At 59.8% G+C, this 12,804-nt stretch carries 10 protein-coding genes; 7 read left to right on the top strand and 3 right to left on the bottom strand.

Features of this window, described 5'->3' with window-relative positions; genetic code table 11:
* Positions 1 to 47: 47 nt before the first annotated feature.
* On the top strand, positions 48 to 281 hold the full coding sequence (locus tag Pan181_RS06290; protein WP_145246021.1) for a hypothetical protein: 234 nt from the start codon (positions 48 to 50) through the stop codon (positions 279 to 281).
* A gap of 793 nt (positions 282 to 1,074) precedes the next feature.
* The gene (locus Pan181_RS06285; protein WP_145246020.1) at positions 1,075 to 2,430 is read left to right on the top strand and encodes a sigma-54-dependent transcriptional regulator; all 1,356 of its coding nucleotides are present in this window, start codon (positions 1,075 to 1,077) and stop codon (positions 2,428 to 2,430) included.
* Between the two features lie 66 nt (positions 2,431 to 2,496).
* Here the strand turns inward: Pan181_RS06285 and Pan181_RS06280 are convergent, their stop codons facing one another.
* Positions 2,497 to 2,775: a BON domain-containing protein gene (locus Pan181_RS06280; RefSeq protein ID WP_145246019.1), complete on the bottom strand. Its 279-nt coding sequence runs from the start codon at positions 2,773 to 2,775 to the stop codon at positions 2,497 to 2,499.
* A gap of 249 nt (positions 2,776 to 3,024) precedes the next feature.
* Positions 3,025 to 4,494, bottom strand: coding sequence for a PAS domain S-box protein (locus tag Pan181_RS06275; protein WP_197528973.1), 1,470 nt, complete (start codon positions 4,492 to 4,494; stop codon positions 3,025 to 3,027).
* Positions 4,495 to 4,938: 444 nt separating this feature from the next.
* Between Pan181_RS06275 and Pan181_RS06270 the strand changes: the two genes are divergently transcribed.
* The 5 genes from Pan181_RS06270 (at position 4,939) to Pan181_RS06250 (ending at position 11,576) form a co-directional block, all read left to right on the top strand.
* Positions 4,939 to 5,934: a peptidylprolyl isomerase gene (locus Pan181_RS06270; RefSeq protein WP_197528972.1), complete on the top strand. Its 996-nt coding sequence runs from the start codon at positions 4,939 to 4,941 to the stop codon at positions 5,932 to 5,934.
* Positions 5,935 to 6,422: 488 nt separating this feature from the next.
* On the top strand, positions 6,423 to 7,415 hold the full coding sequence (locus Pan181_RS06265) for a diacylglycerol/lipid kinase family protein (RefSeq protein WP_145246016.1): 993 nt from the start codon (positions 6,423 to 6,425) through the stop codon (positions 7,413 to 7,415).
* A gap of 97 nt (positions 7,416 to 7,512) precedes the next feature.
* Positions 7,513 to 8,349: a 3-deoxy-8-phosphooctulonate synthase gene (kdsA, locus tag Pan181_RS06260; protein ID WP_145246015.1), complete on the top strand. Its 837-nt coding sequence runs from the start codon at positions 7,513 to 7,515 to the stop codon at positions 8,347 to 8,349.
* Positions 8,350 to 8,398: 49 nt separating this feature from the next.
* Complete coding sequence (locus Pan181_RS06255; protein WP_197528971.1) at positions 8,399 to 10,621, top strand: tetratricopeptide repeat protein; 2,223 nt, start codon at positions 8,399 to 8,401, stop codon at positions 10,619 to 10,621.
* Positions 10,622 to 10,625: 4 nt separating this feature from the next.
* On the top strand, positions 10,626 to 11,576 hold the full coding sequence (locus tag Pan181_RS06250) for a bile acid:sodium symporter family protein (protein WP_145246013.1): 951 nt from the start codon (positions 10,626 to 10,628) through the stop codon (positions 11,574 to 11,576).
* A gap of 18 nt (positions 11,577 to 11,594) precedes the next feature.
* Here the strand turns inward: Pan181_RS06250 and Pan181_RS06245 are convergent, their stop codons facing one another.
* Positions 11,595 to 12,773, bottom strand: coding sequence for an alpha/beta hydrolase family protein (locus Pan181_RS06245; RefSeq protein WP_145246012.1), 1,179 nt, complete (start codon positions 12,771 to 12,773; stop codon positions 11,595 to 11,597).
* Positions 12,774 to 12,804: the final 31 nt, after the last annotated feature.

The following is a 12,804-nucleotide window of genomic DNA, read 5'->3' as shown; positions in this document are numbered from 1 at the left end:
TCGTTTGCCAACTGCTAGCGAACTCGACGCCTTATTGAGTACCTACGATGAACTACAAAATCGACCCTCCCCAAACCTTTTGCCGAAACTGCAACGGCTCGCGTATCTACAGCAAGCAAGTCTCCGCCAATGGTGGGCATGGCCCTGTGCTGTTGCCACTCGGCTTTTTCCATGGCTCGAAGTTCCTCATTCGCGTGTGCTCGGATTGTGGCTTCGTCGACTGGTTTGTGGCACCCGATTCTCGCGATCGGATCAAGGACCACTTCGATCGCGAACTGTAGGGGTCCCCCCACAACAAACGGCTGAAAATGCAGCCTAAAGCGTGTTGGAGAGTCCCTGGCAATCGGTCATTTTTCGCTAGGAATTGGCCACCTGCTGTGGTAATGTACATACATACCGCAATACCCCGCCCGCCACACCCAAGCGATCACGAACCGATGAGCATCTCCCAACATGTTGCAGCGACCGGTGTTCTGCCCCCACCTGATTCGACCGGGGGCACTTCGCCAAACGTTTTGCCCCCACCCCCCACGAGAAGCCTCGGGGAAACGCGTTGTTTTTTGATGTGGGTGGGGGCACTATCGAGCGAATAAAGCCCCCACGAATCGATTTCGCCGAAGTGGGGGCAAAACCGCGGAGGCTTCCTACACTCGATGGGGGGGAGTCGATCCATCACTCACCTTTGGATGCGATGGTGCTATTGCCCTCGGCTTGCCGCAAGCGATACAACGTTTGCAGCGCGACAAAACCGACATCGACGATGCCTGACAAGCCGCAGGGTTCCCTATGTGTGCGACACCGAGAAAAACAGGATTTACGCGATTATTCGAGCCGCGCTAACTGCGATTTCGAGGGGGATAAGGTACAACAAGCTGTGCGTCGCCGCACACATCAACTGTGCGGCACAGTGACCGCACACTGCGAAGTGTGCCCAAAACCGCCCAATTCCCGCTTGTAGAAAGCACCCAAAAGATTCCGCTGCACTTGGCACCCGAGTTGCTTAAGTGGTCCGGGTATTGTCTTACCGTCGCTCATCGAGGGAGTGGTGGATCTGTTTGCAGGAGAAAACGACCGATGGCCGACATTAGCCTCGACCTATTAATTGTTGACGACGACGCGGAACTTCGCGAAGCACTGGTGTCGTACATGACCGCCCAGGGGCACCGGGTAACCTCTGCCGACTCTGGCGAGACGGCCGTCGACACCCTGGCGAGTCGCACCTTCGCCGTGGCGGTGGTCGACATGGTGATGCCGGGGATGTCGGGCATTCAATTGCTCGAGAAGGTGAAGGACGACAATCCCGAAATGGAAGTCATCCTTCTCACCGGGCAAGGCACCATCGAGCGCGCCGTCGAGGCGATGAAGCTCGGGGCCTACGACTTCCTCACCAAGCCGGTGCGGATGAAGCAATTGGAAACCGTGATCGCCAAGGCGGGCGACACCGCGAACATTCGCAAAGAGAATCGCCAGCTCAAGGCCTTGCTGCAACGCGGCCACTCGAAGCACAAGATGATCGGCGAATCGCCGGCCATGGAAGAAGTGTTTCGCTTGATCGAGCGGGCTGCCCCCAGCGAGAAGCCGATTCTCATTCAAGGCGAGAGCGGCACCGGTAAGGAACTCGTCGCCCGGGCGCTGCACGATGCGAGTTGCCGGTCGGACAAACCGCTGGTGGTGATCAACTGCGCGGCCCTACCCGAACCGCTGCTCGAGAGCGAACTGTTTGGTCACGAGAAGGGAGCCTTCACCGGCGCGGCCGCCTCGAAGCCTGGCTTGTTCGAAGTCGCCGACGGTGGCACCTTGTTCATCGACGAAATCGGCGAGCTCGCCCCAGCGCTGCAGCCCAAGCTGCTAAGGGTGCTCGAAGATGGCTCGCTCCGCCGCGTCGGTTCGCTCAAAGAGCGTCACGTCGATGTGCGAATGATTGCGGCCACCAATCGCGATTTAAGTGCTGAAGTGGAAGCCAAACGGTTCCGCGAAGACCTTTACTACCGGATCAACATGATGACCATCATGTTGCCTCCGCTGCGAGGTCGCACGACCGACGACATCCTGCTGCTGGCCGATCATTTTGCCGGCGAAGGCTGGGAATTCGATCGCGAATGCCGCGAGGCGATCGCGCGCTACTCGTGGCCAGGCAACGTGCGTCAGCTGATCAACGCCATCGAGCGGGCGAAGATCCTGGCCGACGACGAAGTGCTGCGAAAAGAGAACCTGCCGCCCGAGGTGGTGGGTCAAGCGAATGCCTCCGGCGCCACCGTGCTGGCGCCGGATGTCGACCTGGCCAGCCTCACCCGCGCTCGCGTGGTGCAAGCCCTGCAGCACGAAGGTGGTAACAAACTGCGGGCGGCAAAATCGCTCGGCGTCAGCCGCCGTAGCCTCTATCGGTTAATCGAGAAATACCACATCGAACGAAGCGAAGTGAATAGCTAATCGCTTCGCGCAAGCAAAAGCTCGGCGGTTTGAACACCGCCGAGCCTGCCCCCAGTTGCTAGTCGTTTAGCGCCAGCTGCTCCGGTTGGCGCACACTTCCACATTGTTAAACACGCAGCGAATCCCTTCGACGTGGCTCGCTGTTTCTTGAGCTAGTTGCTTCAAATAAAAGGTCGGTACCTGACCGCACAACCGAACTTGATCGCCGGTGACCTCGCAGACGATCTGCGTAATCGCCGGGTGGGTTGTGGGGCCTGCGAACTCGACCAGCGTTTGCTTTTGCGTGCCGCCCGCAGTTGGATCTGTGGAAGCAGCGGTCATTGATTTTGATGAAGCGGTTGCCATGGATCGGCCCCTCCTCGCAGTCAAACTCGCTTGAATAGGTGTAGCCATGAATTTTCGGCTAACCAAAAACTACGCAAGTCGCGTGCCGAGATTGCCGCATCTGCAGTTACCGGTTTTTATGCTCGTTCACGCCCATTTATCGCGAAATAGCGTGCTAGCTGTGCCGAATGGTGTGGCACACAGTGAGCGATTCCGTCACAGGAGCCCAGTTACGATGCTTCTACATCCACAAGGAACCTTTAGAAACCGTCAGGCAGGTAGCTCGATATCGAATTGCGCGCCGGTAGCGGCCGCTACCACCGCGATGGTACCGCCGTGCGATTCCACGATCCGCCGGGCGATGGCCATCCCGAGCCCGGTGCCCTTGGCCTTGGTGGTAAAGAAGGGCTCGAACACCCGCCGGGCTTGCTCGATATCGAGTCCTGGGCCGTTGTCGCTCACGCTGATCCGCCAGCGAGGAGCACCGCTCTCGTCCGATTTTTCGACTGCCACCACAATCCGCACGGGATCGTCGCACGCGGCCAGCGAGTTCTCGAACAGGTTTCGAAACACCTGGGCGATGCGGAATCGGTCGATATTGGCCTTGGCCTCGGGGTCGGCCGACTGCTCGATCAGCTCCACTTTGCGTTCGGTAAGGTGGTGCGACACGGTGTTCCACGCCTCGCGCCAGGCGCTGGCGAGCGACACTTCCTTGCGTTCCAAGTGCAAAGGAGCCGCATAATTCCGCAATTCTTCGAGCAACGCGTTCAGCGAGTCGTTGGCTCGCTCAATGGCATCCAGCTGCCCCAGCAGCGGTGGCAGCCCATCCGCATACACCCGCGCGGTCTCCACTGCGATCTGGATGCGCTGCAGGGCGTTGCGACTTTCGTGGGCCAGGCGGGCCATCGCTTCGCCGAGTACCGCGAGTCGCTCGGACTGCACCAGACGTTTTTCGGCACTTTTCTGCTCGGTAATGTCGTGAATGATCCCCGTAAACAGCCGACGCCGGTCGAGTTGAATCTCGCTAACCGACAGCCGAATCGGGAACTGATGCCCATCTTTGTGCAGCCCGTACGCTTCGCGGCCGATGCCGATGACCTTCTGCTCGCCGGTGTGCATGTACTTCGTAAGATAGCCATCGTGCTCGCTGTGGAAGGGTTCGGGCATCAACACCGAAATGTTGTTGCCCAGCAGTTCTTCGGCTGTGTAGCCGAACATCTTCTCCACGGCCGCATTGATCGACTCGCAGCGACCGCGTTCGTCGATGGTAATGATGGCTTCGACCGCGGTGTCGAGAATCGCCTGCAACCGGGCTTCGCGTTCACGGCGTTTTTCGTTGCCGACCACCCGAGTGGTCACGTCGCTGGCAAGCCCGACAAAGTGGGTAAGCTGCCCCTCGGCGTCGCGCATCGGCGACAAGCTCAGCTCGTTCCAGAACATCGCCCCATCTTTGCGATAGTTGCGAATCAGCACCTTGCAGTACTTGCCCTTTTGAACCGCGTTGCGGATCTGCTGGCGGGCGTCCTGATTGCGATCGTCGCCCTGCAGGAACCGGCAATTGCGCCCCAGCACTTCCGAAAGGTTGTAGCCGGTGATCGTCTGAAACGCGTCGTTGCAGTACACCAGCGGGCAATCCGGCTGGCGGGCGTCGGCGATGGCGATGCCCACCTGCAGGGCCTCGATGGCCTGAGTACGCGTCGAGAGATCGGCGACCGGAGGAGGATCGGAGGGCTTAGTCATGGGGCAAGCGAATGGATTCGGGGCTTCGTAGCGAGATTTCTCGTGTTTCAGGATACCAGGAATCGCCCCCCCGGCGGCAGAGCCTTCCCCCATCGCCCCCACACACGCCCACGGGCAGTACGCTCCGCGGGTGGTCGCACGGTCCGATCAGCGATCGCAGTGCCGACATTGTGCCTGAACGGTAACACAACCAGCCATCGATTTTTAGCCTTAAATGCCCCGAAACGCCCGAGTTCTGCGAGTTGCGAAAAACCACATCCCACGGCCCGGCGGTGCGCCATGCCGTTGCAAACGCTAGAGACCTCGCAGTCGCACCCGAGTCGCCCGCTGCCGCAGAAGGCGAGATGGCCGCAGGGAGTCGTTTGGAACTACAAAAACCGAGGTTTCCTTCGCGATGAGCGAATCGCGCAATTGTGGACAGTTTGCCGCCTACCAAGTAGGCTAATGGTTTGGCAATCGAGGCAAAAACAACAGGGATTGAAGGCCTTCTTCATGCAAATCGGCAACGCACTTACCAAGCAACCTCGCAGGGCAGCTTTCATCCTCTGCTTGGGTCTGATGGCCATTTCAGCGTCTGCAGAGTCGGCGATTGTTCGCTTTAGCACTTCCGCGGGCGATATCGATGTCCGACTGTTCGAGAGCCTGGCTCCGAATAGCGTCGACAACTTCATGAACTACGCTGATACCGATCGCTACGAAGGCACCTTCATCCATCGCACGCCTGGCAACTTTGTGGTGCAAGGCGGCGGATTCAAGATGAACGCCAACATCTTCGAGGCCACTGGCATCGAGACCGACGCTCCGATCCCCGACGAACCAGGGCTCTCTAACCTGCGTGGGACATTGTCTTTTGCCAAGAATAGTCTGGGAGCCACCAGCCAATGGTTCTTCAATCTTGTCAACAACTCGTTTCTCGATAGCCAAGGCTTCACGGTGTTTGGCCGAGTGGTCGGCGATGGCATGGATGTGGTCGACTACATTGAGGACCTCGACATCATCAACGCGGCGGTGGCGCAAGATGCTGCCGGCGAAGATTTTGACGAGATTCCTGTGTTCGATGTCGACAAGGTAGTTGCGCAGCAAAACATCTTCCCCGAAGACGCGGTAATGATTTCCAGTGTTGAGCTGCTGCCGATTCCCGATGGCGACTACAACTTCGACGGCTTGGTAGACGATGCCGACTACCAGATCTGGGTCAGCACGTTTGGCTCGACTACCGACGTGCGAGCCGATGGCAACGGGGATGGCCTGGTGAATCTGGCCGACTACACCGTGTGGCGCGATCACCTCGGCGCTAGTAGTTCGCTCGGCGGGGTGACCTCGGTCACCGTGCCCGAGCCCGCTTCGTGGGTGCTGGCCCTTTCGCTGGCAGCCATCTGGAAACTTGCTCGCGCAAAAAAAAGCGGGCCTCGAATGAGCCGGACACACGCCGACAGATGAGACGGTCAGGGGCAAGTCAACCGTCTCACCACATATCATTCGAGGCCCCGCGGGCCAGCGATGTTAAGCGAAGGGCCTGGGAAACCTCGGCCACTTCACACACGCCTATAACGCATGCAGCGTGCCAGAAACCGACGGTGCCGGTGCAGCGAGCGCTCGGAGCCTGCTCGTAACCCGTTACCAACACTCAGGTTAGTGTGAGACAAGAAATTTTTAATCACCGCATTCGAGAGCAGCGATGGCGTGAGAATCCACCTTTTTTTGCGGTGATACGCTGGTGTAATATGCCACAAAGTGTTGGTGAACCATACACAACACTTTAGAATCCCCGTGATGAACCGCTTCGGTTTCAAAACGAGACAAGATGACCTAAACCTTTTAACGACAACTAGTTCCAACGATTTCGCGGCCGCAACCGCGGCGTTTCGGCAAACCAGATTTAGTGGTACCGCTCGCCGAAGCGTTCTCAACCTGAGACACGCCTGCCTATGCAGACTCCCCCAATAGCCAGCCCACAGCCCAACGAGCTGCCACGAGCCAAGCGGCTCGATGGTACTGCGCGTCGCGTGCTGATGCTCGTCAATCGCAAGGCGGGCAACGGCTTGGGGCAGAAGGTCGTGCATCAGGCGATCGAGTCGCTCGAAGCGCATGGCTACGACACCAAGATGGTGGCCGACGCCAATGAGTTTGCCGACCTGTCGCATCGCTGGATGGAACAGGGAGAGCTGCGGCTGGCCATCTCGGCCGGCGGCGACGGCACCCTGAGCCTGGCTTTGAACAGCTCGCCGCAAGGCACGCCGCTGCTGATCTTTCCGCTCGGCACCGAGAACCTGCTGGCCCGCTACGTGGGTCACAAGCGGTTGCCGCTGTCGATTGTGCCGCTGATCGAGTCGGGCGTGGTCATCCCGCTCGACGCCGCCCGCGCCGGCGACCGGCTGTTCTGCATCGTGTTTAGTGCGGGGCTCGACTCCGAGGTGGTTCGCGAAGTGCACCATCGCCGAGGGGGCAACATTACCCACTTGGCGTACGCGGCCCCGTTGTTCAAAACCATCACTGGCTACCGCTACCCGCAAATCAAAGTAACCGCGACCAACCTACGAGGCGAGGCATTCGAGGCCACCGGCTGCTGGACCTTTGGCGTGAACCTGCCGCGTTACGCACTAGGGCTACCGATCGCTCCCGCGGCGGTTGGCACCGATGGCCAGCTCGATGTCTGCGTGCTCGAGCGAGGATCGTTGTGGTCGGGGCTGAGCTACGTGACTCACATGGTCCGCCGACGACATCACCTGCTCGATCACGTCCACGCCTTTCAGGCAAACAAGATTCGCTTCGAAGCCCTGGGAGACCAGCCGGTGACCTATCAGGTAGATGGCGATCCCGGCGGGCTGCTTCCGGTGGAGCTTTCCGTTGAGCCGAGACGGATGCATCTCTTAGTCGAACCGCTGGTCGCTAAAAAGTTGGGGTTTGCCGTGGAGCCCTAACGCCCGGTCGCGAGCTGGTCGGGATTGATTGACCGGCAGGGGTGCGTCATCATGAGTTACCCCCATTTTGTGGTAGTTATCTTTAATTTTAGCAGGGATGCCCGTGCCAAATTTGCCCGCCCAGATCGGCCCTTACCGCTGTGGTCCCTCCGAGCCGCTGCTGTTGATCGCCGGCCCGTGTGTACTCGAAACGGCCGACGCCGCCCTAGCGATCGCCGAACGCCTGGCCGCGCTCGCTCAGGAGACTGGCGTGGGACTGGTGTTTAAGGCCTCGTTCGACAAGGCGAACCGCACGAGTATCGACTCGTTTCGCGGTCCTGGACTGGAGGAAGGGCTGCGGATTCTCGAGCAGGTGAAGACCGCCACGGGATTGCCGGTAACGACCGACATCCACGAGTCGAGCCAGGCCGCCGCGGCGGGGGAGGTTTGCGATTTGCTGCAGATCCCCGCCTTCTTGGTCCGCCAAACCGACCTTTTGGTCGCAGCTGCGCGAACCGGCAAGGCCGTGAATGCGAAGAAAGGACAGTTTCTTGCTCCCAGCGACATGCAGCATGTCGTGGGCAAACTGTCGGCCGCAGGGTGCGAGAATATCCTGCTTTGCGAACGCGGCACCTTTTTTGGCTACGGACGACTCGTGAACGACATGCGATGCATCCCCCAGATGCAGGCGCTCGGCACCCCGGTGGTGTTCGATGCCACGCATAGCGTCCAGGAACCGGGCGGCCTCGGAGGTCGCACCGGCGGGCAACGCGAAATGGTCGAGCCGCTCGCCCGGGCTGCCATGGCGGTGGGCTGCGACGGACTGTTTTGCGAAACCCATCCCGATCCCGACCGCTCGCCGAGCGATGGCCCAAACATGGTCCCCCTCGACCAACTACCTGCTCTCGTCAAGCGACTGCTTGCGATTCGCGAGACGGTTCGCTCGTTTGCTTAGTTTACATCTCTTCTCTATCGCCACCACACAACCCCGCATGCCATTCCTCATGAATCGATCGAAACTAGTCGCCATGGCACTCGTTGCCGTCGTTGCGGGGTGGACGCTCACCGCTGGCTGTAACAACGGCAAACGCACCGTGCGCACCCCTCGTGCCTCGAGCGCCGAGCGGAGCCAGTCGCTGCTAAGCACGGTTACCGGACAACTGGACGACCTGCCTGAGCAATCGATCATCGAACTGAGCCCCCCCACGGTAGTGCTGGACGCCAAGAAGAGCACGGATGGCCAGGATGTGATGGCCGAAATCGCGACACTTGGCAACGCTCCCAACAATCCGATTCCAAACGCGCTGGTGGTGCCGGCCGACAACGGACGATTTAAGTCGTTGGTTCGCTCGGGAGACCTAATTAAGTGGTATGGCAACCTGCGATCCGAAATCGAAGAGGAGTTTCGGAGTTCGAAGAAGAAGCTGTCGAACATTCAGATCTATGTGTTCTTCACGACATTGTCGGAAGCCGACCAACGCACGATCGCTGCACAGCGCGCCCGGGGCGGCGACGACGAGCTTGTGAAGATGCTGGCGCTTCCCCCCGAACGTCGGCAAGAAGTCCTCCAATCGATGGAAACGGAGATCAACAATCAAAGTGGTAGCGGCGACATCGTTTCGGCCGAGGCTTATGAGTTGACCGTCGATCAGGTGATCGACTCGAAGACGCTCGTGTTCGACATCAGCAAGTTCACCACCGAGGAGCTGATTTCGATGCCGAAGGAAAGGCTATTCCGCATGGAAGTGCTCCGTTTCCGCGATACCCGTTTCCGCGATCTGGTCACCGATTTGTTCCGTTACACCGATTACGGAGTACCCCTACTCGGCTGGGAACCGAGCCCCGATCAAATGGCCACCGAGCAAATCGTCGAGCGGCTTAATCAATGGCTGCGACAAACCTCGGCGAAGGTCGAGTGGTCGGCCACTCCGCTGTTAGAAACGTTGCCGCAATCGCTTCGCGATCACGAACGACTCGCCCTGCTGGCGAGCACCGAAGCCCTCGATCGTAACGCGTTCTCGCTACCGACCGAAAAAGAACGCGCCATTCAAGCCCAAGGCTACGAAGGACGATTGATGCAAGAAGCGAGTTGGGCTCGCGACATCAGTCGTTGGCTCACGCTCGGCGAGATGCAGCAGCAGACTCAGGTCGATTTGGTGTTCGATTGGACCGTGCGTCAGTTGCAACTCGACGAACAGGACGATAAGACGCTTCCGCTGCGTCCTTGGCAATGCCTGGCGTACGCTCACGCGACGGTCGAAGGTCGGGCGTGGGTGTTTGCGCAGCTTTGCCGCCAGTTGGACGTGCCGGTGGTGGTGCTTCGTCCCGCCGGCGACGAGGGTCCGCTGTGGTGCGGAGCGCTGGTCGAAGGAAAGCTCTACCTATACGATCCCGAGCTAGGACTCGCTCTGCAGAATGCGGAGGGAGCCACCGCGACGCTGGCCGAGGTGAAGGCCGACTCCGCATTAGCGGCTGAGTTCAACGAAGAAGGTGCCCCTTACCTGCCGGAGGGAACGACGCTCGAAGAACTGACCGCCGAGATCGTTGCCGGGCCCTTCGCGCTTTCGCGCCGGGCTGCCTTGCTCGAGGAACGCATGACCAGCAGCGATGCCTTGCTGGTGTACGTGGATGCCGCGGAGCTGTCGACTCAGCTCGAGCAGATTGCCGGTGTTGCCAAGACTTCGCTATGGGCTCACCCCTACCAGGTGCTCGCCGAACAGCTCGATCCCAAGAAGTCGGTGCGGGTGAATCTGGCCATCGAGTTCGAACCTTACGTCCACAAACCTCGATTGTGGAAAGCCCGGTTGCTCCACTTCCGTGGACACGAAGGCGAGACCATCGATACTGGCCGAGGCAATCTGAAGACCGAGGTGAACGACCATCGTAGCGCAGGGCAGTTGTACATTCACTCTCAGGTCCGGCCGACCGACGCGGCAATTGCCAAAGTAGAAGCCAAGGACGCCCGCCGGGTGTGGGGCACAGCAAAAGAGAATGCCACTTACTGGCTCGGCTTGTTATCGTACGATCGCGGCGACTATCGCGTCGCCACCGACTGGCTGTCGCAAGCCAGCGAGGTAGAGCGTTGGCAAACCGGTGCGAACTACAGCCTGGCCCGCTCCTACGAAGCCCTCGGCGAACTCGACAAGGCAGTGGAGTTGCTCGAAAGTTCCACTGGCCCTCAAGCCCGCGGCAACCGCCTGCGAGCAAAGCGTCTGCAGGCCCAATAGTTATATGCATCCGTTTTTTCGCCGACATTGGTTTCTGTTGCTGCTGCTCGGGGTGTTGGCCATCGGCATGGCCTTCGCGCCGGAGTTGGTCGGCCCGCTGTCGCAATTCCCCCGCGGCTGGCTCGTGGCCTTGGTGATGTTCATCACCGCATTGCCGATGTCGCTCTCGCAGATCACCGGAGCGATTAGTAACCGTCGAGCGGTCGGTCTCGCACTGCTGCTGAGCATCGTCGCGGCCCCACCGCTGGCGTGGGTCATTGCACGAGTGCTTAACGACCAACTTGGTATCGGCCTGATCGTTGCCGCGTGCGTGCCTTGCACGCTCGCCTCGGCGGCGGTGTGGACCCGCCGGGGAGGTGGCAACGACGCCATCGCGCTGGTGGTAACGCTGGTGACTAACTTAGCGTGCTTTCTGGTGCTGCCAGGATGGCTCTCAGTATTACTCGGAAAGGAGGATTACTCACTCGACGCGGGCGCACTTTCCTTGCGACTGCTGATGCTGGTGGTCGCTCCGGTGATGCTCGCACAACTGCTGCGAAGCTCGGGTATCGTGATGAACTGGGCCGGTAAGTACCGAGTAGAGCTTAGCACAGCCGCCCAACTCGGCATGCTCGCAATGGTGCTGTTCGGAGCGGTTAGCGCTGGCAACATGCTGCGAACCATCGAGCCAGGCACAGTGAACCTGATGGAGTGGAGCTTGATGATTGGCTGCGTTCTCGGCTCGCATCTGTTGCTGTTCGCGGCCGGGTGGATTGGTTGCCGCGCGCTCGGCGAGCCACACGGCAACCAACTTGCGGTTGCGATTGCTGGTAGTCAGAAGACCCTGATGATCGGCTTGGACGTCGCCCTGGCGTTCGGTGGTCTGGCTATCTTGCCGATGGTGGCCTATCACATCATTCAATTGGTGGTTGACACGATGCTGGTCGACCGACTCGGCGTGAAAGAAACGGATTGACCTCTCGCCTTACCCGCTCTAGGGCAGCGGAGTATTGGGCGGCACCGCGTCGGCTGGGCGTGGATGGTCGCTGTTGAACACCAGCAAGTCCTCGTACGACTGCGGGACGAAGCACGACTCGTCGACCGTTCCATCGGCTTTCAAGAAAGGCCCGATATTCAGCTTCAGATGTTTGGCCAGAAACGGGTAAGCGGCCTGCCGTTTCGAGGGGCCGTAGTCGTGCCCCTCGTCGGCGAAGTGCGCATTGCCCACGAGCGACTGCTTGCCATAAAGCCCATAAATGTACTGCACGTGCGGGAACTCAACGTTAGGTGTGTTGAGGGTCCAGTCGCCACCGTCGGAGATCATGAGTTGCGGGCGAGGAGCGGCCAACGCGGCGATCTCCACGTTGTTGGTCTTGTGAGTATCGCTCCAATGAATCGGCATGCCACTTTCGCAGGTGCAACCGCCGAAGAAGTGGGCCGACACCTGACACACCGGTACCGACACGCGAATCCGCTCGTCGAGCGCCGATAACAAGAAAGTCTGCGTACCGCCGCCGGAGCAACCGGTCATGCCGATACGCTTGGGATCGACCTTATCGAGCGATAGCAAGTAGTCAAGCGCCCGAATGCTGTTCCAAGTCTGCAATCGCAGCAACTCGGGTACCTGCTTGTGGTCCCAACCAGCTTCCTGCCAATCGCCGTAGCCGACCATGTCGTACTGAAACACGATGGCTCCCATCGCAGCGAGCAACGCGCAGCGGGCTTGGCGATTTTCGCCAAAGCGTCCGCCATGGCCATGCGGGCAGAGAATGCCAGCGTACGACTCCTGAGGCTTGGCGGGACGATACAAGGTGCCGGTGACGTAGAAGCCCGGCGAGCTTTGTATCGCGACGTTCTCGATGGTGTAGGCATCGAACTCTGCGCGGCGAGTCACGATCGGCTCGAGGGGAGTCCGCTCAGGCAGTTCTTCGAGCTTTGCCCCGCGCCACATCGCCTCGATCACTTGCTGCCGACGCTGCTTCCAGCTCGCCAGGTCGGGTACTTCGTCGCGAATCGACTGTAGCTCGGCAACCGCTTCGGCTTCGGTCTGGGCGTAGCCCACCCGCAAACGTTCCGCTTGATCGGCTTCGGTGCTTGCCGGTTCGGCCGCGTAAGCAACTCCAGCGGCGAACAAAACGATAACAGCAATTTTCGGGAGTGATGAGTACAGCATGCGTGGCGCTCCGATGTTCGGGTGACGGGAA

The sequence above is a fragment of the Aeoliella mucimassa genome (assembly GCF_007748035.1).
Taxonomy (GTDB): domain Bacteria; phylum Planctomycetota; class Planctomycetia; order Pirellulales; family Lacipirellulaceae; genus Aeoliella; species Aeoliella mucimassa.
Note: the sequence above shows the minus strand (reverse complement) of the source record. Positions and strands in the feature narration are given on the sequence as shown.